Origin of the sequence: Paenibacillus etheri, assembly GCF_001012825.1 — a bacterium.
Lineage (GTDB): Bacteria > Bacillota > Bacilli > Paenibacillales > Paenibacillaceae > Paenibacillus_AQ > Paenibacillus_AQ etheri.
Genome location: NZ_LCZJ02000037.1, coordinates 125,045 through 150,882, shown reverse-complemented (window position 1 = coordinate 150,882; position 25,838 = coordinate 125,045). Strand labels below are relative to the sequence as shown.

The 25,838-nt window shown below is 42.6% G+C and carries 25 protein-coding genes; 24 read left to right on the top strand and 1 reads right to left on the bottom strand.

The window, feature by feature from the left end; genetic code table 11:
* The first annotated feature begins 28 nt into the window (after nt 1-28).
* The 16 genes from UQ64_RS24240 (at nt 29) to UQ64_RS24165 (ending at nt 13,946) form a co-directional block, all read left to right on the top strand.
* Nucleotides 29-1,189: a sensor histidine kinase gene (locus UQ64_RS24240; RefSeq protein WP_042131343.1), complete on the top strand. Its 1,161-nt coding sequence runs from the start codon at nt 29-31 to the stop codon at nt 1,187-1,189.
* Nucleotides 1,190-1,193: 4 nt separating this feature from the next.
* On the top strand, nt 1,194-1,916 hold the full coding sequence (locus UQ64_RS24235) for a response regulator (RefSeq protein WP_042131342.1): 723 nt from the start codon (nt 1,194-1,196) through the stop codon (nt 1,914-1,916).
* A gap of 237 nt (nt 1,917-2,153) precedes the next feature.
* Nucleotides 2,154-2,600 (top strand): glycosyltransferase family A protein, encoded by a 447-nt coding sequence (locus tag UQ64_RS24230; protein WP_060625953.1) that lies wholly within the window; start codon nt 2,154-2,156, stop codon nt 2,598-2,600.
* 127 nt (nt 2,601-2,727) lie between these two features.
* Nucleotides 2,728-4,731, top strand: coding sequence for an ATP-dependent helicase ComFA (locus UQ64_RS24225; protein WP_060625952.1), 2,004 nt, complete (start codon nt 2,728-2,730; stop codon nt 4,729-4,731).
* Nucleotides 4,732-4,988: 257 nt separating this feature from the next.
* Nucleotides 4,989-5,546, top strand: a complete 558-nt coding sequence (locus UQ64_RS24220; RefSeq protein ID WP_060625951.1) for a ComF family protein — start codon at nt 4,989-4,991, stop codon at nt 5,544-5,546.
* Nucleotides 5,547-5,713: 167 nt separating this feature from the next.
* Entirely contained in the window at nt 5,714-6,124 is a 411-nt protein-coding gene (locus tag UQ64_RS24215) for a TIGR03826 family flagellar region protein (protein WP_060626355.1), read from the top strand.
* A gap of 102 nt (nt 6,125-6,226) precedes the next feature.
* Complete coding sequence (gene flgM, locus UQ64_RS24210; RefSeq protein ID WP_060625950.1) at nt 6,227-6,511, top strand: flagellar biosynthesis anti-sigma factor FlgM; 285 nt, start codon at nt 6,227-6,229, stop codon at nt 6,509-6,511.
* A 12-nt stretch (nt 6,512-6,523) separates the two neighbouring features.
* Nucleotides 6,524-7,024 (top strand): flagellar protein FlgN, encoded by a 501-nt coding sequence (locus UQ64_RS24205; protein WP_060625949.1) that lies wholly within the window; start codon nt 6,524-6,526, stop codon nt 7,022-7,024.
* Nucleotides 7,025-7,078: 54 nt separating this feature from the next.
* Entirely contained in the window at nt 7,079-8,662 is a 1,584-nt protein-coding gene (gene flgK, locus UQ64_RS24200; RefSeq protein ID WP_060625948.1) for a flagellar hook-associated protein FlgK, read from the top strand.
* A gap of 15 nt (nt 8,663-8,677) precedes the next feature.
* Entirely contained in the window at nt 8,678-9,595 is a 918-nt protein-coding gene (gene flgL, locus UQ64_RS24195) for a flagellar hook-associated protein FlgL (protein WP_209445874.1), read from the top strand.
* A gap of 15 nt (nt 9,596-9,610) precedes the next feature.
* A complete protein-coding gene (locus UQ64_RS24190) occupies nt 9,611-10,177 on the top strand; it encodes a DUF6470 family protein (RefSeq protein ID WP_060625947.1) in 567 nt (188 codons plus the stop codon).
* A 117-nt stretch (nt 10,178-10,294) separates the two neighbouring features.
* Entirely contained in the window at nt 10,295-10,741 is a 447-nt protein-coding gene (gene fliW, locus UQ64_RS24185) for a flagellar assembly protein FliW (protein ID WP_060625946.1), read from the top strand.
* Nucleotide 10,742: 1 nt separating this feature from the next.
* Nucleotides 10,743-10,979 carry a carbon storage regulator CsrA gene (gene csrA, locus UQ64_RS24180; RefSeq protein WP_060626352.1) on the top strand — a complete coding sequence of 79 codons (237 nt, stop codon included), beginning with the start codon at nt 10,743-10,745 and terminating at the stop codon, nt 10,977-10,979.
* Between the two features lie 270 nt (nt 10,980-11,249).
* Nucleotides 11,250-12,227, top strand: a complete 978-nt coding sequence (locus UQ64_RS24175) for a Gfo/Idh/MocA family protein (RefSeq protein ID WP_060625945.1) — start codon at nt 11,250-11,252, stop codon at nt 12,225-12,227.
* A gap of 1 nt (nt 12,228) precedes the next feature.
* Entirely contained in the window at nt 12,229-13,179 is a 951-nt protein-coding gene (locus tag UQ64_RS24170) for a Gfo/Idh/MocA family protein (RefSeq protein ID WP_060625944.1), read from the top strand.
* A complete protein-coding gene (locus UQ64_RS24165; protein WP_060625943.1) occupies nt 13,179-13,946 on the top strand; it encodes an acylneuraminate cytidylyltransferase family protein in 768 nt (255 codons plus the stop codon). The genes UQ64_RS24170 and UQ64_RS24165 overlap by 1 nt, the downstream gene beginning before the upstream one ends.
* Before the next feature lie 109 nt (nt 13,947-14,055).
* Here UQ64_RS24165 and UQ64_RS24160 read toward each other — a convergent pair whose 3' ends face one another.
* Nucleotides 14,056-15,624, bottom strand: a complete 1,569-nt coding sequence (locus UQ64_RS24160; protein ID WP_060625942.1) for a DUF2920 family protein — start codon at nt 15,622-15,624, stop codon at nt 14,056-14,058.
* 333 nt (nt 15,625-15,957) lie between these two features.
* Here UQ64_RS24160 and UQ64_RS24155 point away from each other — a divergent pair, with 333 nt between their 5' ends.
* From UQ64_RS24155 to UQ64_RS24120, 8 genes are all read left to right on the top strand, one after another.
* The gene (locus UQ64_RS24155) at nt 15,958-17,637 is read left to right on the top strand and encodes a flagellin N-terminal helical domain-containing protein (protein ID WP_060625941.1); all 1,680 of its coding nucleotides are present in this window, start codon (nt 15,958-15,960) and stop codon (nt 17,635-17,637) included.
* Nucleotides 17,638-17,772: 135 nt separating this feature from the next.
* On the top strand, nt 17,773-19,581 hold the full coding sequence (locus UQ64_RS24150) for a motility associated factor glycosyltransferase family protein (protein ID WP_060625940.1): 1,809 nt from the start codon (nt 17,773-17,775) through the stop codon (nt 19,579-19,581).
* A 31-nt stretch (nt 19,582-19,612) separates the two neighbouring features.
* Nucleotides 19,613-20,275 (top strand): acetyltransferase, encoded by a 663-nt coding sequence (locus UQ64_RS24145; RefSeq protein ID WP_060625939.1) that lies wholly within the window; start codon nt 19,613-19,615, stop codon nt 20,273-20,275.
* 61 nt (nt 20,276-20,336) lie between these two features.
* Entirely contained in the window at nt 20,337-21,338 is a 1,002-nt protein-coding gene (locus tag UQ64_RS24140) for an NAD-dependent 4,6-dehydratase LegB (RefSeq protein ID WP_060625938.1), read from the top strand.
* Complete coding sequence (locus UQ64_RS24135; RefSeq protein WP_060625937.1) at nt 21,335-22,504, top strand: LegC family aminotransferase; 1,170 nt, start codon at nt 21,335-21,337, stop codon at nt 22,502-22,504. The genes UQ64_RS24140 and UQ64_RS24135 overlap by 4 nt, the downstream gene beginning before the upstream one ends.
* Nucleotides 22,497-23,666 (top strand): UDP-N-acetylglucosamine 2-epimerase, encoded by a 1,170-nt coding sequence (neuC, locus tag UQ64_RS24130; protein WP_060625936.1) that lies wholly within the window; start codon nt 22,497-22,499, stop codon nt 23,664-23,666. Before UQ64_RS24135 ends, neuC begins: the two co-directional genes overlap by 8 nt.
* A complete protein-coding gene (neuB, locus tag UQ64_RS24125; RefSeq protein ID WP_060625935.1) occupies nt 23,666-24,739 on the top strand; it encodes an N-acetylneuraminate synthase in 1,074 nt (357 codons plus the stop codon). The genes neuC and neuB overlap by 1 nt, the downstream gene beginning before the upstream one ends.
* Nucleotides 24,740-24,769: 30 nt before the next feature.
* Nucleotides 24,770-25,822 carry a nucleotidyltransferase family protein gene (locus UQ64_RS24120; RefSeq protein ID WP_060625934.1) on the top strand — a complete coding sequence of 351 codons (1,053 nt, stop codon included), beginning with the start codon at nt 24,770-24,772 and terminating at the stop codon, nt 25,820-25,822.
* The last annotated feature ends 16 nt before the right edge of the window (nt 25,823-25,838 follow it).

Here is a 25,838-nt window from a genome sequence, read left to right as displayed (position 1 = left end):
CGATTCGATAGAAAAGGGGCAAGCATCCGTGGAATTTCAAGCCGATGCGATTGATCGCGTTATTAAAAATACCATCGACGTGATGGAGAGCAGCAAGTATCAGATTTTTGAAATATTGCAGGTTGCACGTGATGAACTTGCTGCACTCAACAAAGAACTGCAGCGGGTCATGGACGAAACGGATGAGACATTGAAAAAAGTAGACAAGCTGGAGCTACAGTATCACCGCTCCAGAATCCGGCTGACAGAGGTCAGCCGGGACTTTGTCCGCTACTCAGAGAAGGATATCCGTATTGCCTATGAGAAGGCTACGGAGCTACAGCTCGAACTCATGATGACGCGTGAGAGAGAGGTCTATCTTCGATCAAGACGTGATGAATTACAAATGCGAGTGCGCAGTGTCGAAAATTCTGTAGAGCGTGCAGAGTCAATTGGTTCGCAAATGAGCGTAGTGCTCGAATATTTGTCGGGAGAACTAGGTCAAGTGACGAGAATTGTCGAATCTGCGAAGAACAGACAGATGATAGGACTCAAGATAATCCTGGCTCAAGAGGAAGAACGGAAGAGAATTGCCCGGGAAATTCATGATGGTCCTGCTCAAATGCTGGCGAATCTAGTCCTTAGGACGGAAATTGTAGAAAGAATGCTGGTAAAGCAGGAATTTGGGTTGGTGCAGGACGAAGTAATAGATTTGAAAGGACAGGTTCGATACAGCCTGGAAGAAATGCGTAAGGTCATCTTTAATTTACGACCGATGGCTCTCGATGATTTGGGATTAATTCCGACTTTGCGGAAATATGTGCATGATTTTGAGGAGAAGACGAAGCTGAGGACGACCTTGGAAACCAGAGGTCAGGAACATCGACTATCTTCAGCCATGGAGGCAGCGGTGTACCGATTGGTCCAGGAAGCTTTATCTAATGCAGCTAAACATGCCTACCCGAGTTTCGTATTGGTAGAGATTACTTACCAAGCGCAGTTAATTAAGATTGTGATTAAGGATAATGGATTAGGTTTTAATGTGCAGAAATTAAAGAATCCGCAGGGCAATCGTGAAAGCTTCGGGCTAGTAGGTATGCGGGAACGTGTAGAGCTGCTTGAAGGCAGAATGGAAATCATATCAGCCGAGAATCAGGGGACAACAATCGTGATCCACATTCCGACGAACGTGGAGAAAGGGAAGGAGTAATGTGATGGAGAACTTAAACTCTACTAAAACGCCCATTAAAGTTCTTTTGGCGGATGATCATCAGCTTTTTCGTGAAGGGCTGAAACGCATTTTGAATATGGAGGAGGATATCGAAGTCATCGGTGAATGTGGTGACGGTATCCAGGTATTAGAGTTCTGTAACGGAACTAAACCAGACATCGTACTGATGGATATTAATATGCCTATTGAGAATGGCGTGGAGGCCACTCAAAAACTGCGGGAGATGTTCCCGGAGGTTAAGGTTATTATTTTATCAATACATGATGATGAGAGCTATGTGTTTGAAACCCTTCGTAAGGGCGCTAATGGTTATTTATTGAAGGATATGGAGGCCGAATCCCTTATTAATGCGATCCGTTCGGTTTGTGAGGGCCACGCTTTTATCCATCCAAAAGTTACCGGAAAGCTAATCAATCAGTTGCGGCGCATGACTTACCTTAATGAGACTGGAGTAGCTGCAGATACAGTAGTGAAGGAAGCCGGTGTTAAATTTGTAGCTGGTGACAACAATCCTCTAACACGTCGTGAAGCGGAAGTACTACGGCTAATGGCGGAAGGTAAAAGTAACAAAATGATCGGTGAGTATTTGTTTATTAGTGAAAAAACAGTTAAAAACCATGTAAGTAGTATTTTGCAAAAAATGGAAGTTGATGATCGTACGCAAGCCGTAATCAATTCGATCAAATATGGTTGGGTAACTTTATAAAAATGTCTACAGATTTACGTTACATATAGGAATGAAATCAAGGAGAGCACAGCTTGTTCCTTTAAAATATAAGAAAGTATAAGTTTCACACCATACTTTATGTCTTATATTTCTCGCTTAAACGCTTACCGTCCTTACAAGGACGACGAAGGCGTTTATGCTTGATAGGAACTCTGGGCAGTCACCGACCTTTTAAAGCCGGCATATAGTGTTGGTATACAGAGGAGGTGCATCTCCATGGTAGCCCAGTTGATATGGATTGCGGCTGTTTATGTATCCGCTGCAGTGATTATTCATATACTGCATAATCGGCAGAAGGTGCGGAAGACACCGCAGTCCGTGAAATGGATTCATTATATTTTCATTACCCGCAATCATGCATCTGTTGTGGAATGGTACATTCGGGCGCTGACATTTCAAGCTTTTTTAACCGGAAAACGATTTCGAGTAACGTTCATGGATGATGACTCGAGCGATGGAACCCTTGGAATTGTTTCCAGGATGGCTGCTAGTGGCTGCTCTATCGATCTTGCAACATCAATGTACACTTTTCAGGTGAGTGAAGAAGGGTTACAGCAACAAGGGATTGTGGTAGACTTGCGGTTGTCAGGGCAGTCTGTTTCGTTGCCTTTTATGGGGATGGCAGGAAGTAGGGGATGCGAATCAAAGCGCGACAGATTTTAAGTAAATATGTGAGTAACGGGTGAAGCACACTCTCCAAGAAATGGAGGAGTGTGCTTTTTTGCGTTTGAGGCAGGGAAAGTGGTATGGGCAAGAACGATTAATGGTGAGACTTAAGGAGGCAGATTTTATGCGGACGGCTGTGTATGTCTTGGAATGTAGAGGGATCTGGCGTGTTTGGATTTCTTTAGATCTTACAGTAGATAGATGGTGGTGGTCTGGCGCTGGACTGGAGAGTCAAGGTAGAGGCTTAGTAACGGTGGACAAGCTGGTCTTAATATCTCCTGCGCTGCCGCTGGGTTGGGCGGTGAAGTTGCGGGATCATTTTAAACAAAGAGATGGAATGAGGAACTGGGGGACTAAGGAGTGGGGTCAATACGTAAGCAGTGTCCTCGAGCCTGAGTTGAAGGAGGAGAGGGAAGCAGGAGGAATAGGCGAGAAAGAGTGGTTTAGTGATGGGGGATCGCTATGGCGGCTTCCTGAACAAAGTGGGGGATTTATAGAACAGTCTAGAAAGAATAATGATTGCAGAGGGAATGATCTCGATTATGCTTTGCTTGAATCGGAGGTAGAACAATTCGTACATGCGGTGGCCGGCCGCTCTTTACTGCAGCCGGAAATAGAAGCGCTGCTGGCAGAGGGATTGCCAGAGCTGATGGGTCGTTGGCGCCAGGCGGCACAACTGGCGCATTTGCAGGGGCGGCTGGAGTTGACAGCCGCCGTAGGTTGTGATGCCCCGGCTGCGCATGGGGCAAGGGCCCGCCAGCTCCCTGCGGGTGCTGGCACTCTGGCGCGTGCGGCGGCTAGGCTGCCGCACGTATGGTGGCGCGGCGCTGTCGCACGCCGCGCGGTTTCGCGCTGCCTGCGCTGCGGCAGCGCCCCGACCGGCCGCACGGCATGCGCCGCGTGCGGCCTTATGGGCTGCGCCTATTGCGAGGCCTGCCTCGCACTCGGGCGCAGCCGGGCTTGCGCGCTGCTGCTGCGCAGCGCAGCGCTTCCGGCCGTGCGGTGCACGGCCGCTCTTGACCCCACCGCGGCCGCAGGCCGGTGGGGGTTAAGCCCAGCGCAGGCGGGAGCCGCTGGCGCTGCGCTGGGTTTTCTGGCGGAGCGGCGCGAGTGCTCCGCCAAAAAGTGCCCAGAGCGGTTCCTGCTCTGGGCAGTGACGGGAGCCGGGAAGACGGAGATGATCTTCCCGCTCCTAGAGGCTGTGCTCGCCGCCGGTGGGCGGGCGCTCGTAGCGACGCCGCGACGCGACGTCGTACTCGAGCTCGCTCCGCGGCTCGCTAAGGCTTTCCCGGCGGAGATTCTCGCCGTACTTTACGGCGGCAGCGCAGAACGCTGGGTGAGTGGTCGCTTAACGCTCGCGACCACCCATCAGCTGCTGCGCTTCCATCGCGGCTTTGATCTCGTGATTATTGACGAGCTGGACGCATTTCCCTACCACAATGATCCATTGCTGGCTTATGCCGCAGAACAAGCCTGCAAGGTAGATGGCTCTTTTATCTACTTATCAGCCACTCCACCACAAGAAATGCAGCGGTTGGTCCGGTCAGGCAGACTTCCACATGCCAGAGTACCTGTCCGCTTCCATGGTCATCCCTTGCCTGTGCCGCAGCATCTGACCATGACATCTGTTCAAACATGCCTAAAGCGTGGGAATTTACCTAGATCTCTCATACATACGCTTCGTAAGTCGCTCGAGCGAGTGGCGCAAATCTTTTGTTTTGTTTCTCGTATTGCACATATTGAAGGATTACTGGTTCTGCTTCGTCGGAGCTTTCCCGGTGTAGTTATCGAGGGGACTTCTTCCAAAGATCCCTTCCGGGCGGAGAAGGTAACTGCTTTTAGGAATCGTGCTATCTCCCTATTAGTAACGACTACGATTCTGGAACGAGGAGTTACAGTGCCTCGTAGCGATGTATTTATTTTGGATGCAGACAGTGATCTTTTTGACGAAGCCTCCTTGGTTCAGATGGCGGGGCGTGCTGGGAGATCCAAAGATGATCCTGGTGGACATGTGGTATTTGCTTCTCCCCAGTGGACCAGATCCCAGCGTGGAGCGATCTCGCAGATCCGAACTATGAATATGATCGCTCGCCGTAAAGGATATATTAGCAAAGAGACACCGAGATGAGCTCCCTGTTCTCATGGTTAACCAAAGCTCAGGCACTCTTGTCCCCCTCTATAACTCCATGCTTAACTTGCGGAAAGCGTAACCCTGGATCCTCACCATTACCTGGAGTTTGCAGGATTTGCGTAGAAGCCATTCCTTGGATAAGTTCCCCTCGTTGCCTGAAATGTGGTCGGCATGTGGGCTGTCCTGACTGTACCCGTAGTAGTGAACCTTCACCGATTATTTGCAACCGGAGTGCAGTAGCTTACACTAGCGTTATGCGAGAATGGTTGGGTCAGTATAAATATCGCGGAAATGAACGATATGGGCTTTTACTTGGCCTGATGCTGGATAGAGCCTATATAGCCCTGAAAGAAGAGAAACGGAGCGCTCTTTTATCCCAAAAAACACTCATCATACACAGTTCTTGGTCTGCTGACTTGTTAGTGCCAGTGCCTGTCAGTGATTCCCGACTTAGGGAGCGGGGGTTTAATCAAGCGGAAAGATTGGCTGATGTGCTGTCTAAACGTAGGAAGATTCCACAGCTTCCGCTACTGATCCGCACACACCATACGGGAAAACAGAGCTTTAAAAGTCGGGCAGAACGAATAGCGGATATGAAACACGCTTTTGCAGAGAATCCGGCAGTAACAGCACAATTTGCAGATTGGATGAAAAGGAAGGTACCTCTAAATCGTCCTGTTCGGATTATTATTGTTGATGATATTTATACGACGGGCAGTACCATTCGTGCGTGCGCTGATATAGTACAACAAATGGGATCAGATTATGGTTATAGGGTAGAGGTATATAGCTTAACTTGGGCACGTTCTTAAGGGAACGAAATGCATGATTGTGAACAGCCCATTCATTTTTTGAGTAAATCCATGCGCTTAATAGCGTTTCTTCTGTCCCATAGACGAATTCCCTGCAATCATGTAATCTAGGAGCATAAGGATATTATGCATTGTACAGAATGTGCGGAGAGGAGCGGCTGCTTGTTATGAATCTAGACAATTGTCCAAGGTGCGGCCGGTTGTTTGTTAAGAATCTTATGGGTTTGTGCCAGCCTTGCATCAAAGAGCTGGAGCATGAATATGAGATCTGCGTCGATTATTTGCGGGAGAACAAAGGAACCAACATTCAAGAGCTGTCCGATGCTACGGGAATTTCGATTAAGGAGATCACCCGCTTTATTCGAGAGGGCCGGATATCTATAGCAAATGCTCCTAATATGATGTATCCCTGCGAGGTGTGTGGAACACTGATTCGTGATGGGCATATGTGTGATAGCTGTCGTAGTCGGCTAAGGAAGGATCTTTCCAATGCCGCTAAGGAAAGTGCTGCTGAGGATACTACCAAAAAGACATCTGATGGTGCATATCGTGCCATTGATAAGCTGCGTGACCTATAAAATCTGCAAAAAAACGTTTGCAGCTATAAAGAATGTTTCAGTCTACGCCGATAAACTTAGTAAAGATTATCGGCTTTTTTATATTAGAAGGAAGGTGAAGTTATGAAAATTAACGAGACCGGACGAATTAACGCGATGAATCCGTATCAACGCAGCGCGGATGCGCAAAGGCAGGAACAAATGAAGAAAAGTTCACGCAAGGATGAGGTTTCGATCTCTGATGAAGCAATTCAGCTCTTGCAAGCACAGAATTCTGTTAATGATGCTGAACGTGCACTTAAGATCGACAGTTTGAAGCAACAGGTCTCCGCAGGTACCTATCAAGTAGATGCAGCTAAGCTAGCAGAGAAACTCGCCCCTTACTTTAAGCAATCCTCCGAGAATTAGGTGAAACCATCCATGGCATTGACGACATTAATAGAATTATTAGAGCGGCTGGACGAAGTGCATAATCAAATGCTGGAGCTGGCCGCTGAGAAAAAACAGACGATTATGGACAATAAGGTGGATGCATTAATCGACATCCTGAACCGTGAGTCCAAATTAATGAAACTGATTGGACAGCTCGAGGAACAGCGAATCGCGGCAGCATATACCGTTCTGCAAGGTGTGGGTATTCGTTCCAACCTGAACCTGAACCTAACTGAGCTGTCCAGACTTATATTTGACCCTGAAGACAAGGCACGACTGCTGCATATTCAGCAGAAGCTTTCTGGCACTTTGCACCGCTTGAAAGAAGCAAATGAGCTTAATCAGAAGCTGATAGAGCAGTCGCTTACTTTTATAGATTATTCTTTGGATTTGCTGGTCGGAAGACCAAATCAGGATATCACATATCATCGTCCGTCCGATAAGGGCAATAGCGTAAATCGGTCAGGGATTTTTGATGCACGAGGCTAGAATTGTACTGATGAAGTGTTCTGCTGGAGCAGAACATAAGGAGGAGTAAGAAGCATGACATCCACATTTCACTCGATAGAGACCGCGAGACGCAGCCTTTTTACTCAGACCGCAGCTCTTAATACGACTGGACACAATATCGCAAATGCGAATACCGAGGGATATACTCGTCAACGTGTTAATATGAAGGCCGCTTTGCCTATTGAAGCATACGGATTTAATAAATCTACCGTTCCTGGCCAAATGGGTACAGGGGTGGAATTCTCATCTATCGATCGGATTCGGGAAATGTTTTTGGATGATCAGTACCGTGGTGAGAATTCTGCATTTGGAAACTGGAAACTTCAAGCAGATACCCTCTCTAAACTAGAAGCGATTGTTAATGAACCATCGGATACAGGTATCCGTACAGTTCTAGATAACTTCTGGAAATCATGGTCTGACCTTAGTAAAAACCCTGAGGATCCTACTGCTCGTAAGATTGTAGTGCAAACTGCACAGTCTTTGACGGATGCCATGAATTATATGAGCACGCAATTAGATAATCTTGATCGGGATCTAACTACTAATATTGAGGTTAAAGCAAAAGAGGCTCAGGGTTACCTGACCGCTATCGCGGACTTGAATAAATCGATCTATAAGATCGAAGGTATGGGCGATCAGGCAAATGATTTACGCGATCAACGCGATCTGATGGCGGACAAGCTATCCAAGATTGCTAATATTACCGTTGTGGAGACGGAAGCTGGTTATAACGTTTCTCTGGGTGGACAGCCACTGGTAGAGGGCGGAGAAATTACTGCAACCGTAGATAGTGCATTTCTTAATAATGCTTATGCCGCCGGCACTTTGAAGGGCGGCGAAGCTTACGGAATGATTTTCTCCAAAAATACTTATGTTACCGACTACAAGAAACAACTCAACGATATGGCTAGTACGATTGCTACTGGTGACGTTGAAATTACAATACCGGCAGGTTCCAATCTTCCTGAAGGTACAGTGTTGACTAATGATGTAAAGATTACACAAACGGATGGTACCGTAGTTACTTTGGCAGCTGGTCAGGCAATGCCTAAGGGAGCAACGATGTATGAGGACGCTAAGACCATTGTCAAAGGCTTGAACGGGCTTCACAAGTTAGGTTATGCGATGGATGGAAGCTCCGGTCGTGATTTCTTTGTAACCTCTGGTGACGCTGGAACGATCAAGTTGAATCCAGAAATTGCTGAGGATGTAGGTTTATTCGCAACCTCGTTGCGCACTACTGTAGATGCAGCTGGGAATACGCAGGTCGTTAAAGGAAATAACACCTTGGCACTCTTGCTGACAAACCTGAAGGATAGTAAATTCACTACGCCGGACGGTAAAGTTAGCAATACTGTGGGTGGGCTTTTAGGCTCTATGGTTGGCCAGTTGGGTATCCAATCACAGGAGGCTGCGCGTCAGACAGATAACTCAGATTATCTGGTAGAGCAGGTTAACTCCCGTCGCCAATCTGTCAGCGGAGTATCACTGGATGAAGAAATGTCGAATATGCTCGTATTCCAGCATGCTTATAGTGCCGCTGCGCGTTTTATGACTACTTTTGATGAACTGCTCGACAAATTGATTAATTCCACCGGCACAGTCGGCAGATAAAAGGAGATATAGCGTATGTTGAGAGTAACCTCTAACATGATGAATTCACAGCTTCTGCTTAACCTAAACCGTAATGCCCGTACAATGAACGACACACAGCTACAGCTTTCAAGTGGTCGCAAAATCAACAAGCCTTCCGATGATCCGGTAGGGATTACGTATTCCCTGCGATATCGTGCGGAACTTTCATCTAATGAACAATATACTAAGAACGTAGATAGCGCTCTTTCATGGCTAGATTATAATGATACCGTCCTTGGTCAAGCTGGGGATGTTGTTCAGAAGATTCGTGAACTGACAGTAAAGGCTTCGACAGGTAGTAATCCGCAATCCGCACTAGACAGTATCAATGAAGAAGTCATGCAGTTGAAGGAACAGCTTGTGGATATTGCTAACAGTACGTTGAACGGTAAATATATTTTTAATGGTGAGCAATATAACACGAAACCTTATGATTTCGCTAAAGGTGCAGATGGTACATACGATGTATCTAAGTCGATTACTACAGATGCCGGGCAGATTCAATTTATTGTTGGTGAGGACGTGCGTATGCCAATCAGCACGACTGGTAATGACGTATTCGGTAATACTGGGGATACTGACAATCTGTTTGCAATCATAAATAATCTTTCTGCTGGATTAAAGTCTGGTAATCTTAAAGAAATATCGAGGCAACTTGATATAATCGATACGCGTATGGAGACTATTTTGTCTGCACGTTCCGAGATAGGAGCAAAGACTAACCGCGTTGAATTGATGCAGGATCGGCTTAGTGATTTAAATATAAACTTAACAGATCTTCAAGCCAAAACGGAAGATGCCGACTATGAAGGTTTGATTATGAATTCGAAGATTCAAGAGAATATCTATAATGCCTCCTTGTCTGTGGGTGCAAAGATTATATCTACAACTCTCGTGGATTTTATTAGATAACGGAGGTGGTTATCGTTGCTTCAGCCGATATTGCAAATCCGTCAGACACCTGCTGTGATTGGGATTGATGCCAATCCGGGCACATATTCAATAACCCAACCAAAGGCTGAGGTCAATGTTACGACCACTCCAGGGGAACTAACGGTTCAATCCACCCGGCCCGAGCTTACTGTAGATCAATCTCGAGCATGGGAAGCCTATAACGGTGGAAAGATGCTTGATATGAATAGACGGATATATTCTGGAATTCAGCAGTTGTATCTTCAGGGCATTGCTAGAAAGGTCGAGCAAGGGAATCGTATGGCTCAGTTTTTTAGACCTGGTAATACAATTGCAGAAGTATATGGCACGGATACCCAGCCCAACTCGTTTCCTGAGATTCGCGGTCCAGCATCATATGACAATGTAGATATTCATATCGAAACGAGAGCCCCACAAATCGATTTTCGAGCTGCGAAAGTGGATATTCAGGTGGAGCGGCGTAATCCGGAAATTGAATATACTCGTGGAAAGTTAAATATTTATATGCAACAATACGCTTCGATTCAGTTTATTCCACCAGAATTGAATGTTCAATTGTAGCTTCTTAAGCTATAGATGTGCCAGAAAGCGCCTCTATAGCTTTTGTGCTATATATAATGTAATAGGATTTCGTTAGAAACTAGTTTTGCACAGCGAAACTTTTGAGGAGTGAACAACTTGATTATAGAAACACTATCTTGGGGCAAACTGGAAGTAGATAAGGAGCAATTATATCATTTTCCTAAAGGAATCCCTGGCTTTGATGAAGAAACTGATTTTGTATTGATTATGATGACGGAGACGCCTTTCTGGTATTTACAGTCAGTAAAAAGCAAAGGTCTATCCTTTCTGTTGGGTGATCCGTTTGCTTTTTATCCAACGTATGAATTTGAACTGCCGGATGCTGAGGCTGAGGAGCTAGAAATTAGATCGGATGTGGATGTCCGTTGTATTATTACTTTGAAAGAAAATGTTGAGCAGTCTACGATTAATCTCCTTGCTCCTATTGTTCTCAACCCGGAGGAACTTAAAGGTAAACAAGTGGTATTGCATAAGGCCCCCTATCATACGAAGCATAGTTTGTTTCAGGAGCAGCCGGTAATTGACGGAAAGGATGGTGGATGAATTGCTCGTATTGTCCCGTAAAAAAGGTGAGTCCATTATCATTCAGGATCAGATTGAGCTGACGGTCTTGTCAGTAGAAGGCGATACCGTGAAAATTGGAATATCTGCGCCCAAGCATGTTGATATTTTTCGCAAAGAAGTATATCTGTCAATCCAGGAGACTAACCGTGAATCAGTTGCACCTGTGCAGTCTGATCTCAATGCACTGATCGAGCGTCTGCGAGGATCGCGAAAATAATGCACGCAGTTAGAATGAATAATATAGTATATAACTAAAGAGTGCTCATTTAACCGGGCACAGAGAATGAGCCATGGCAGTAGTTTAATCACTGCATGGCTTTTGTTATGGAAATTAAACCTTATGGGTACATAACGTATAGTGCTTTCAAGTCAAGCTTGAGTCTTACCAGATATCTGTTTATGTACAAAGAGATGCTTTATCATGAGAACTAGTATAGATTTATCTTGTTACTAATTAGAGCTAACTACTATTGTGAGGTGTTGTATTGTGAATATTGTAGTTATTGGACTAGGTTCGATGGGAAAAAGAAGAATTCGATTAATCAAAAAATACAATGATCAGTATCAAATTTTTGGAATTGATTCCAGCGTGGAACGCAGGCAAACCAGTGAAAAAGAATATAGCATTGAGACATTTGCAAATGTTGATGAGCTGCTTTTAAGTAAGTCAATTGAGTGTGCTTTTGTATGTACTTCGCCGCTGTCTCATAGTGAAATAATCAGGCTTTGTCTTGGAAAGGGATTACATGTCTTCACGGAATTGAACTTGGTCACAGACGGTTATGATGAAAATACAATGCTTGCTAAAGAAAATAAACGGGTTTTATTCTTATCATCTACGTTTCTGTACCGGCAAGAGGTGAGAAAGATTAAACAGTTAGTCAAAGGAAGCGATTGCCTCCTGAATTACACTTACCATATTGGTCAATATTTACCAGATTGGCATCCGTGGGAGAACTACAAAGATTATTTTGTAGGAGACAAACGTTCAAATGGCTGCAGGGAGATTTTTGCTATTGAGCTTCCATGGCTGACAGATGTCTTTGGAGCCATTAATAAGGTCCATGTCATGAAGAATAAGATCAGCTCGTTAGATATTGATTATGACGATAATTACATGGTGATGATTGAACATGCTAATGGGCATAAAGGGATGCTTGCAGTGGACGTGGTTTCAAGAAAAGCGGTAAGAAACTTTGAACTTTTTGGCGAGGAGCTTTTTTTGCAGTGGGATGGTTCTGCCGAAGGAATCAAGGTTTATGACTTTGACCATAAAGAAGAAAAAAAGATTCAATTATATGAAACGGTGGATCAACTGAAGCAATATAGTAAATTCGTGGTTGAAAATGCGTATTTTGATGAGATTGTATCTTTCTTTGCAGTTATTGAAAAGGGAGAAGAGCCTTTGTACAGCTTTTCTAAGGACAAGGCAATCTTAAATATAATTGACGAGATTGAGGCTTAGTATGGGGATTATTTACAAGATTGCGATAATTGGCCTTGGATCTATTGGAAAAAGACATTTGTTTAATATTGTAAAAGTTCTTGAAGAGAGAGAGATTTCTTATTCTATCGATTTGATTAGAAGAGATGCCAATGAGGAGATAAGCGAAGATATTAGAGCCATCATCACTGAGGTGTATACAGATTATTCTAAAGTACCTAATGATTATGATGTGATCTTTGTAACTAACCCCACTCATTTACATTTTGATACGGTGAAAAGTTATGTTTCCAAAACTAAACATATGTTCATCGAAAAACCGGTTTTTAGTGATCCTACTGCATCTGTTCAGGAGCTGATGCTTGATTCTAAAGGGATCTATTACGTTGCTTGTCCGCTAAGATATACCGATGTTATACAGTATGTTAAGCATGAGATTGATTTAAGTAAGGTGTACAGTGTCAGAGCGATTTGTTCCAGCTATTTGCCCCATTGGAGAGCTGGAGTAGATTACAGAAATACATATAGTGCTCATATGGACGAAGGCGGGGGTGTTTCCATTGATCTTATACACGAGTGGGACTATATAGTATATTTGTTTGGACATCCCGACAAAGTAGAAAACTTCAGAGGGAAGGTTTCGCATCTCGAAATAGATAGTGATGATTTGTCAGTATATATTGCTAAGTACAAAAATATGATGGCGGAAGTGCATTTGGACTATTTTGGAATCCAGACTATTAGAGAACTTCAGCTATTTACATATGAAGATACCATCATTGCAGATATAGCTAACAGCAGGATCACTTATTTGAAGCGGAATGAAACAATTTCTTTTGCAGAGTCCAGAAATGATTATCAACTCAAGGAAATCTCCATTTTTTTTGATGTATTAGAAGGAAAGACCAGCAATCCGAATGATATAGGAACTGCGATTGCGACTTTGAAAATTGCCAAGGAGGGGAGCTTGTGATGAAAATTTTATTTACAATTTGCGGAAGAGCGGGGTCTAAAGGAATTAAGAACAAAAACCTTAAAGACTTTTTAGGCTACCCTTTAGTTTTTTATACAGTATCGGTTATTGACTTATTCATGAAACAGAATGCTCACATCGATTGTGATATCGTTGTGAATACGGACAGTAAAGACTTAATGAATCTAATCAGTAAGAATTTAAAATTGGAAATAGACTTTATCGATAGAGACCCTTCTCTGGGACAAGACTATACACCCAAAATAGCTGTAATACAGAATAGTCTTGAAATAATGCAGGAGAGAAACAAACAAAACTACGATATGGTAGTTGATCTGGACATCACCTCCCCTTTAAGAACAGTCAATGATCTGCAATCGTTAATAGAGAAAAAGGTTGAGTGTGCAGCTGATGTAGTTTTTTCAGTTACTGATTCTAGACGTAATCCTTATTTTAATATGGTCAAATCATCAGCTGAGGGATATGTAAGAGTAATTGGATCGTCCTTTAATGCCCGGCAGGAGGCACCTGAGATATTTGATATGAATGCCTCTTTATATGCTTACTCACCGTCATTTCTCGAAATCGGCAAAGGAATATTTGAAGGCAAATGTGATGTGATAAGAATGATGGATACAGCAGTATTGGATATAGATAATGAAAATGATTTTGAACTTATGGAGGTCATTGCGGAATATTTGTTTAGGTCACATGAGGAAATGGATATAGTTAGAAGGAATATTTGTGCAATTGTAAAAAAGATATAAATATCAAAATTTATACATGTGAAGATGGAGGAAGCCGAGCATTGAGAAATGCTCGGCTTTTTTGAATTTCATTCTATGAATAAGTTGTTTTCACTGAACTAGAATCAATTTAATGGTTTATATAGGGAGTGAAAATGTTACGAAGTTCATTCTTCCATAACAGGAAATGGGGCATAACTCGCTGCAATATCTGATTTTCTAATATGTCCCAAGTTTCATTATTGAAATGATGAACAGCTTCTTGAAGGCTGTTCTTGAACTGTATATCAACAGCATGCAGATTATTTTCACTTAGAAATCTGGAAAAAGTATTTATTTGTGAATCTATTGTCATGTGGGCATCTAGTATATCTTGCATAACTACAGCAGCCTCATTATAGTTTTTGTCAGATATCCTAGTAATGATAAAGTCAAATCCTTCATCCATTGAATCGCAAATATCCAATAAATCACTCATCAACTGAAATGAACTTATTAAATTATAATCGGTCTTAATATTTTCTGTAATAGTTACATTCATGGTAAAATCCTCTTTGAAATTAAAAACATAATTTTTGCTACCGCAATTCAATGAAATTAATTCATTATTTAAAAACTCATTTGCACTCTGTTCTTTCATTAGTCCGTAATCCTTGTCCTGTTCGGCAACGTGGTCAAAGAGTTTGCGCAAAGAGGTATCCATAGCATGAGTGTATTTTTTAAAAAGCACACCATCAAGATCATTTTTTTCGACTCGTTTATAGTAGGTGGAATTGTAATTTGATAAAAGTGCTGCCACTTTATCTTTATCTTCTACTGAGGCAATCTGATCTTCTTCGCAATGGAAGATATAATAACGCGTACTCGAAGCGACCCTATGTTCTCTGGTTAACAAATTCCGAATCTGTTTGTGGGAATCACCAAAATAGTAAGGAGATGTTTCGTCCAAAATAGTCCAAGGATTGTTGTATGCATACGGAAGTGTATACATTTTATTATTATAATTAAGAGTAACAACATAATCTTGTTCTAATATTTCTCTACCTGCTACATGTTTCATTTGGGTCCGTGAAAAACCGGAGTTATCAATAACGACCGAGAACATATTAGGCGCGAATTTACCACAAAGCATAGCAATATAACCGCCATATGATGAGCCGAAAGCGATAATTTTACTCTTATTTAATACAGGGTAGCTTTTAAGCACATCTCCAAGCACAGTAAGGCAATCTAGAGCAGGCAAGAAACCAAAAGACTGATACTCGTTTCGCCCAGTGATCTTTAAAGCTTGACACCGGGGATCTAGCTGGGAAAGGCCTTTACTTTCTAATATTGTTCCTACCTTCACATAGAAATCATTATCAGATGAAATGTCGCTCCAGTAAGTATCTGGTACTCCGTAAATATCCTTCATATTAATAAAAAATTGGTCATCCATTTTTGTTTCTTGTCCCCGATAAATACCAAAATAGTTTAAGGAGACTACAATACAATTATACTTCTCAGCAAGGTAAGGATTTAATTTTTCTAATTGATAAGTAGAATTAGCAAGACCGCCAAACCCTGGAATAGTTAATATCAGACCCGTTACTTCACTTACACCTTCAGATGGTAACGTTACATAATAGTCCAGTTCTTCTCTGACAAAACCTAATTCTATATCTGCATGCGGTTTGATTCTAAAAGTCAGTGTCTCCAAAGTCTATGCCCCCAATTCTACGCGATCACAATAAAGTGATAAGTTGCGATATTTATATTTATCGGAAAAGGGAAGGTTATTCTAAATAGTTTAACTATCGGTATAACATATGCGAAGTAGAAAGATTAGCAAGGGGTATCTTACGAGTTTAGTTCTACAAAAGTTAAACTACTTTCCTGATATCATAAAAAAAAGTTCAGCAAACTATAAACAACCCGACGTTCTCTGACGATATATAATTTAGACGCTGAACCGGCAGGGCGGCCGACCTTAATGGTTCGGCGTTTACCACATGGATGTGGAACTAACTTAATTTCAGGGAGGAAATATCAAATGATTATTAACCACAATATTCCGGCGTTGAACACTCACCGCCAATTGTCTATCAACACAGCTAACACTAGTAAAAATATTGAGAAACTGTCTTCTGGTCTTCGCATCAACCGTGCTGGTGATGACGCTGCTGGTCTGGCAATCTCCGAAAAAATGCGTGGCCAAATCCGTGGTTTGGATCAAGCTTCCCGTAATGCTCAAGACGGTATCTCTTTGATTCAAACAGCTGAAGGCGCGCTGAACGAAACTCACTCTATTCTGCAACGTCAACGCGAAATTGCGAACCAATCGGCGAATGGAACGAACACTGATTCCGACCGTCAAGCACTGCAAGACGAAATGAATCAATTGACTTCTGAAATCAACCGTATCGGTAACACAACTGAGTTCAATACTCAGAAGCTGCTGAACGGTGGTATTGCCACCGGTGAAAGTGGTAAGCTGACTCAAGCTACAAGTGCGAAAGTAGCAGCGGCTAACGCAATCACATCGGCTGCTATAACACTTACTGCTGGAGCAACCATCACTGTTGACAACACAACATTTGATCTTTCGAAGATAACGATTGCTTCTACAGCTTCTGGTGCTGCTTCTGCGAACGCTTTAAAGACTGCGTTGGAGGCAACTACTTCTGGTGGCGTTAAATTGTCTGATCTGGTAGATATTAAAGTGAACGGTGCTAACCTTGAATTTACTGCTAAATCAACAGGCACTTCAAGTGGATTGAAATTCGGCGGGACTGATGCTGGAAAGTTAGGTCTTAGCGCAGCTCAAATAGCTGCAACCACTAAGGGGGATCCATCAACCGTAGAACGTGCTGGACTCCAGGGTGCTACTTCCCTTACTGCTGCTGACGTTACCCTTGCAGTAGGGGCAACGTTGAAATTCACAGTTGGATCTGAGAGCGAAGTTACAGTTAATCTTAACTCGGGCACCACTGCAAAGACCTATGACACTTTGAACTCTGATCCTAACGTAGCTAAAGCTGCTATGGATAGCCTGGTTAAAGATCTCAATGCAGCTCTGCAATCAGCTGGAATGGACAGTAAAATTACTGCCTCCTTGTCGAAGGATAACAAAATCCAGTTCCTCTCGGAAACAGGAAAAGATATCAAATTAGGTGCTGGTCCAGCAGCTGGACTCGGAATTGCTAGTACTGCAGCAATTGGAAATGTTCAACAAGTTGTAGGTGCTGGAGCACAAGGTGTAGGCTTCTCCACGAAGTTCCAAATTGGTGCGAACACAGGTCAATCCATGTCCCTGAATATCAATGATGTTCGTGCAGCAGCACTTGGCATCACTGGAAATGCTGGACAGGCTGGTTTCACAAAAGATAACGCCGTTACTAACGGTTCCAACGATATTAAATCAGAAGCTGCCTTGAATATTGCTACCCGTGAAGATGCTTCCAAAGCAATTGCTGTTCTTGACAAAGCTACTTCCCTGGTATCGAGCGAACGTGCTAAACTGGGTGCTGTGCAAAACCGTCTAGAACACACTATTAATAACTTGGGAACAGCTTCTGAGAACTTGACAGCTGCTGAATCCCGTATCCGTGACGTTGACATGGCCAAAGAAATGATGTCCCAAACTAAGAACAACATCCTTGCTCAAGCTGCACAAGCGATGTTGGCTCAAGCGAATCAACAACCACAAGGCGTACTGCAACTGCTGAGATAATTTCAGTAAAGCTTATGGTTATTGAGAATTTGCTTACTATAGCGCAAGAAAGCCCCACTTTGTGGGGCTTTCTTGCTATACTAGTTCGGTAACTTCTCTCTAGAAAATATGAAACCTTTGCAAGGGAGTAGAAATATGGATCTGTTAAGCCGTAATATAGACATCTTGTCCAGTAATCCCAACCACAGGATTGGAACACCGGACGCAAACGAATTAGCCCAGGCTATGATCGGTGTAGATGATTCTGGGAATGAAGTGCTGATTTCACAAGGGCAGACTATCCATTTGAAGAGTATCTTTGATTATACAAATCAACCTAATCCGCTGAAGCGGGAGCTTATTTTTGTTATCGGGATTTATTCTGTAGAAGAAATCAGACATCTTATTCAAATGAAGAGTGACGAGTCCTTGCTCGTTATTATCGAACCAAACACTACTTTGTTCAATTATGCTTTACAACATAAGGATCTTTCATTTATTAATTCATCTGGGGTCGTTCTTTTTGCTGATAAAATAAGTCAGTTATCGCTTTTATTAGATCAGTTTCTTTTGACAGATGCGATATTTTATCTCAAAACAATTAAATTTTATTTTACCTATTATTATAGAGAATCCGACATCACCTCCAGTATAGCGATTGTAAAAATCATTAAAGAGGTTGTTCAATATAAAACACTTATGTATGGAAACTCTGTAGAGGACAGCTTAATTGGTTTCAGGCACCACATGAAAAATCTGAAACATTTACCGCGATCTAAAGATGTTTCTTTACTGAAAAATACGATGCCTAACGTACCTGCTATCGTGGTATCTGCTGGTCCATCTTTGAACAAAAACATTAACCAATTACAGCAGTTGAAAGATAAAGCTGTTATTATCGCAGTAGATACAATAGCACAGCGGCTTTGTGATGAAGGAATCGTTCCTGATTTTATATGTTCAATTGAGCGGGGAATTGAAACTTATACTTATTTCTATGAAGGAAAGACATATCCCGTTGATTCAACCCTTGTAGGACCACTTGTCCTCTATCCAGAGGTATTCGAGGAATTTCCAGGAGAGGTAGTCATCCCTATGCGGGGAAATGTGGGGGAATTTACTTGGCTTAAGGAAATTTTGGGACTGCAAGATGATTATTCAATTAGTATCGGTTTGTCTTGTGCTCATGTGGCGTTCGGGGTAGCAGAGCACATTGGGGCATCCCCAATTATATTGATAGGGCAAGATTTGGCATATGGTAATTCTCCAAAGGAGACACATGCCGGAGGCACAATTTATGATGATAAAGAACTAACTAGCAGCATGTATGCTAAAATTGAAACTCTTGAAACAGAGGGATATTACGGAGGGGCTGTTGAAACGACTGAAATTTGGAATGCCTTTCGTACCTGGTTTGAGATGGAGATTGCAAATAAGCAGTTGAACGTGATAAATGCAACTGAGGGCGGAGCGAAAATCGCTTTTTCGAAGCAGTTGAGCTTAGAAGAAGTTGGTAAACAATATTGTAAAAAAATTATTACACCTATCCCTGAAATACTAAAAAAGATAGCACTATATCCCTTAGAACAACAGCAAATTAAGCTTGTGATTAGGGAACAATATAAGCATTTCTTGGATGTTAAACTACAATTTGAATATCAGCGCAAGCAAGTCAAACGTCTGAAAATTAGTGAGCATTCTACAGATAAGGAATTGAAAGAAGCGCTGAAAAAGATAGATAGGACCGAAAATTATTTTAAAATAATTCTGGATAATTGGCTTTTGCGACACTGCTTGCAGCCAGCGATGATTAACTCCGTTTGGAATTTGTATGATATTGAACGTGTGATTATCCCTGCGAATGTAATGCTGGCGAGAGAAATAAATCTTGGATTTCTGGATATCAGTGTGTATGCTTTAACTGAAATCGTTTCTATTTTAGAAGCAACGGCGGAGGCTTTATAAGCTTAATACAAAAGCTGAAAGTTGGAAAAGCATGAATGAACGGATCCTTTTGATTGGTGGTGGGGGACATTGTAAATCGGTTCTCGACAGCCTACTTAGACTAGAAATATACTCAGATATCGGAATAATCGACGTACAAGAAAATGTGGGGAGAAACCTTTTGGGAATCTCTGTTGTTGGTTGTGATGATGATCTCGAAAGACTGTTCAAAAAGGGGTATGGCAACGCCTTTGTAACTCTTGGAAGTATTGGAAACCCAACTAATAGAATTAGGCTTTTAAATCGTATAACTGCGGTTGGCTTCAGGATACCTGCTATCATCGACTCCTCAGCCATTGTGAGCTCTGATGCTCAGATTGGAACTGGAGTTTTTATTGGGAAGGGTGCAATTATAAATGCAGGTTGCGTCATAAATACTGGAGTAATTATAAATTCAGGGGCTATCATTGAACATGATTGTATTATTGGAGCCTTTGCTCATGTTGCTCCTGGAACAGTATTAAGTGGAGGTGTTCAGATAGGAGAAAATACCCATATTGGAGCACATAGTGTCATTAGACAGCAACTGACTATAGGTTCTGGTGTAACTATAGGTATAGGCAGTGTAGTTGTCGCTGACATAGAAAAAGATGTAATTGCTTATGGTAATCCTTGCCGGGAAGTTCGCTTGAGTAATGAGAAGGATAAATTTTAGTTGAGATAGATACTATATTATGGAGTTCAGAGCAGAAGTCTCAAATACCGGGGTGTGAAGAATGAAGAAACATGGAAAAGTATTGGTTACAGGTGCGGATGGATTTATTGGATCGCATGTAACGGAAAAACTGGTCGAACAGGGATATGAAGTGAAGGCTTTCGTTTACTACAATTCCTTTAACTCTTGGGGCTGGTTGAATCATTCGCCGTTCCAAGGGGAGTTCGAAGTATTTGCTGGAGATATACGCGATCCGTATGGAGTAAGGACAGCCATGAAAGATTGCGATAGGGTACTTCATCTAGCCTCGCTAATTGCGATTCCCTACTCTTACCATTCTCCGGATACTTATATTGATACAAATATCAAGGGAACCTTGAATGTGCTGCAAGCGGCCCGTGAGCTAGGAGTTTCAAAAGTTGTTCATACGTCTACAAGTGAAGTTTATGGAACGGCACAATATGTGCCGATAGATGAGCTTCATCCGCTGCAGGGGCAATCTCCATATTCGGCTTCCAAGATTGGCGCTGATCAGATGGCACTCTCATTCTATCGCTCATTCGATACGCCGGTAGCGATTATTCGACCGTTCAATACGTACGGTCCGCGACAGTCTGCACGTGCAGTCATTCCGACCATTATTTCACAGTTAGCGGCAGGCAGAGAAAGGATTAAGTTGGGGGCAGTGAGCCCAACTAGAGACTTCAATTACATTCAGGATACGGTTAACGGTTTTATCTCAATTTTGAACAGTGACAAGGCAATTGGAGAAGTGATTAATATAGGTAGTAATTATGAGATTTCTATTGGGGATACGGTTGCCCTGATAGCGGAAGTGATGGGGAAAAAGGTGGAGATTGAAACGGATGAGGCACGGCTACGACCGGAGAAAAGTGAAGTGGAACGGCTCTGGGCAGATAATCAAAAAGCTAAACAACTGCTAGACTGGGAGCCATCATATGGTGGTATTGACGGATTGAGACAAGGATTGAAAGAAACTGCCGATTGGTTTGGAGATAAGGGAAATCTATCTCAGTATAAGGAATCGGTGTATAACATATGAGCACAGTATGGCAAGATATTGCCCAAAACGTCAAAGGGATTTATCGTGATCAAACGGTTATTCCATTACATGAACCAACGTTTGATGCGCTGGAACTGGAATATGTAACAGATTGTATTCAGAGTGGTTGGGTATCATCGGTCGGTAAGTATGTCGATCAATTTGAACAGAGACTTGCAGATTATGTAGGAGTGCGCCGCGCTGTAGCCGTCGTTAACGGTACAGCTGCACTGCATATTGCGCTGAAGATCGCAGGGGTGCGAGCTAATGATGAAGTATTTATGCCTGCTCTGACCTTTGTTGCCACAGCCAATGCAATCACTTATTTGCAAGCTGTTCCACACTTTGTGGACGTGTCTACAAATACACTGGGTATAGATCCGGTGAAACTTGCTGAGCACATCAGAAGGATTGGCGAACAGCGAGACGGATGTCTGGTGAACAAACAGACAGGAAGGATCATTCGTGCTGTTGTGCCGATGCACACGTTCGGTCATCCAGTAGAACTGGATGCATTGCTTGATGTTTGTCAGGAGTACGGTCTAGTTATGGTTGAAGACGCTGCCGAGTCACTAGGCTCTCACTACAAAGGTAAGCATACTGGTGGATTTGGCCTAGTGGGTGCACTTAGCTTCAATGGCAACAAGATCATTACTACTGGCGGTGGCGGAGCGATCGTAACGGATGATGTACAGCTTGCGGATTACGCTAAACATATTACTACCACAGCAAAGATTCCACACCGTTGGGAATACCAGCATGATGAAGCAGGTTTTAACTATCGGATGCCTAACATCAATGCTGCGCTTGGTTGTGCTCAGTTAGAGAAGCTTCCTGAATTTTTATCTTCTAAACGTGCCTTGACAGAGAAGTACCGCAGTTTATTCCACAAAGTTGAAGGTGTGGATTTATTCATAGAGGCTCCGTATAACTCAAGTAACTATTGGTTGCAGACTTTGCTGTTGGATGAGCAACTTCATGATCGTGATGAAGTTTTAAAGCAACTACATGCTACAGGTGTGATGGCACGTCCAATTTGGACACCGTTAGATGAATTAGCACCGTATGCAGATTGCCCCAAAGCTGACTTGTCAGTTACACATCAATTGAAACGGCAAATCATTAATATCCCTTCTACTCCACTGAAAGGGGATTCAAATGTCTAAGCGAAAAGTATGTGTAGTAACCGGAACCCGAGCAGAATATGGTTTGTTGTACTACCTGATGCAAGAAATTCAGTCAGACCCTACTTTTGAACTGCAGATCATTGCAACAGGAATGCATCTATCCCCGGAGTTCGGATTAACCTACCAGCAAATCGAGACAGATGGCTTCGTAATAAATGAGAAAATTGAGATGCTCTTATCAGCGGACACGCCTTCCTCGGTTGCCAAATCTATGGGAGTTGCGGTATTGGGTCTTGCAGATGCATTTCAGCGACTACAGCCGGATATTTTGGTTCTGCTTGGCGATCGCTTCGAAATATTGAGCGCTGCTCAGACAGCCCTCGTTATGCGAATTCCTGTTGCGCATATTTCTGGTGGCGAGTTAACGGAGGGAGCCGTTGATGATTCTATTCGTCATGCTATCACGAAGATGAGTCATATTCATTTTACTTCCACGGAAGAGTATGCTCGACGAGTCATTCAGCTTGGGGAACAGCCTGAACGGGTGTTTCAAGTAGGAAGTCTTGGGGTTGAAGGGATCCGAAAAATGCCATTATTGACAGAAGCTGAGCTTGCAGAATTCTATGGATTCCCTTTAGACAAGCTATTTCTGATCACCTTTCATCCGGTTACTCTTGAAGTGCGAACAGCAGAGAAACAAGTTGAAGAGCTGCTGTCTGCATTGGATCATTTTCCGGAGTACAAGATAGTTTTCACCAAAGCTAACGCTGATACTGAAGGAAGAATTATAAATCAAAGAATAGATGAATATGCGGCAATGTATCCGGAACGCGTTAGAGCTGTTTTCTCACTGGGGCAGTTAAAATACCTAAGCACTATGAAATATTGCTCAGCAGTGGTTGGCAACTCTTCAAGCGGAATTATTGAAGCACCTGTGTTTTCAAAGCCTACGGTTAATATCGGGGACAGACAGAAGGGGCGACTCAGAGCCGATTCGATCATAGATTGTATCCCTGAGAAAGGGGATATCATCAACTCAATTCATCAAGCGATATCTACGTCATTTCAAGATATCTTAAGCCAAACCGTACTTCAGTATGATGGGGCAACGACATCTGCCGAAATTACACACCTTCTTAAAACTATTGATCTACAAAATATATTACAAAAAACTTTTTTTACACTTCCGGAGGTAGAGTGATGAGTGCGACGTATATAATTGCTGAAGCTGGTGTTAATCATAATGGCGATTTGCAGATGGCCAAGCATTTAGTCGATATAGCAGTGAAGAGCAAGGCTGATGCTGTGAAATTTCAGACCTTTAAAACGGAACTCATGATCAGTACACGTGCATCAAAAGCGGAATATCAAATTCAGGCAACTGGTGCAGCGGAGTCGCAATTCGAGATGGTGAAGAAGCTGGAACTCTCGTTTAATCAATTTGCGGAGTTGAAACTCTATTGTGATGACTGTGGCATTGAATTTCTGTCGACTCCATTTGACATAGAGAGTGCGGATTTTTTGATTGATGAGTTGAAGCTGATCACTATTAAAATACCCTCCGGTGAAATTACAAATGCCCCATTGCTCTATCATATTGCCCGCAAACAGTCTGATATCATCTTATCAACGGGTATGGCTACATTAAGCGAAGTAGAGCAGGCACTTGGTGTAATTGCTTTTGGTCTTCTTTCGAAAAATGAACTACCCTCTGCTAGTGCTTTCCGGTCGGCATATTTATCTCCAGAGGGACAGCGTCAATTGCAGTCTAAGGTTAGATTGTTGCACTGTACTACGGAGTATCCAGCGCCTGTCGAGGATGTTAATTTGCTGGCTATCGAGACAATACAGAGGGCATTTGGACTATCAACTGGCTACTCTGATCATACGGAAGGTTTAGCTGTCACGATTGCTGCTGTAGCTTTGGGTGCATCAATTATTGAGAAGCATTTCACACATGATAAACAAGCCGAAGGGCCTGATCATAAAGCATCGCTTTCTCCCGAAGAGTTACAGTTATTGGTTCAAAGCATCCGCCAAGTAGAGGCAGCGAGAGGTAACGGCATCAAAATCCCTGCTGAGTCTGAAATGAAAAATATTAGTATTGCCCGTAAGAGTATTGTTGCCCATAAGGAAATTAAGCAAGGAGAACAACTAACGGCGGATAATATTGCAGTTAAACGACCAGGTGGAGGGATTTCTCCGTTTGAGTATTGGAGTATGCTGGAGACAGCGGCTGTGAAGGACTTTGAAGAAGGCGAATTGCTCAAATAATAACATCATCTTTTCCAAGGGGCGACGTAGATGGGAAAATGGAGAGAAATATTGATAGCTCCAGAGACTACTATATTAAGGGTTATGGAAATTATTGATAAATCATCATTACAGTTTGCAGTGGTTATTGATGAAGAAAACCGCTTGCTCGGAACGGTGACGGATGGAGATATTCGGCGAGGAATTTTACGCGGGTATCCGCTAGACACTGCTATCGAGCAGGTGATGAATAATAATCCAGTGTTTGAGAGACATGGGAAGCGGATTTCTTACTATAAGGAACTAATAAAAGAAAAGAAGCTGAAGCAGCTTCCTATCGTTAATGGAAAGAAGCAAGTCGAAAATATTTTGTTTGCGGAAGATATTCTTAAGTTCCTTCAAAAAGACAACATTGTTATTTTAATGGCTGGAGGCATGGGAACTCGACTACGTCCTCTTACTGATGATATTCCTAAACCGATGCTGAAGGTTGGAGGCAAACCTATATTAGAGACAATTATTGAGAGTTTTAAAAGCTTCGGATTTACGAACTTTATGCTTTCAGTTAATTATAAAAAGGAAGTTATTGAAAACTATTTTCAAGATGGTACGCATTTTGGTGTTCATATTCAGTATATTGAAGAAGGCAAACGGTTAGGTACAGCAGGCGCTCTCTCTTTACTGTCACATCAGCCGGATCTCCCTTTTTTTGTAATGAATTCGGATCTCCTGACCAAAATTAATTACGAGCAGTTGTTGGACTTTCATAAGGAATCTTCTTCGATGGCCACTATGTGTGTGAGAGAATATGAGTATCAGATTCCTTATGGAGTAATAGAAACGGAGCAACATCGCCTGCTCTCTATTGTAGAAAAACCAAATCATAAGAGCTTTGTAAATGCCGGTATTTATGTGTTGAATCCTGAGATATTGCAATATGTTCCCGAGGGTGAATTCTATGATATGCCGGACTTGTTTAAGAAGCTGATTACGATGAATAAAGAGGTATCTGCTTTTCCATTAAGAGAATACTGGCTTGATATAGGACAGGCGGCAGATTATGACAAGGCTAATGGTGATTATAAAGGCATTTTCTATGATTAATAACAAACGAGTGACA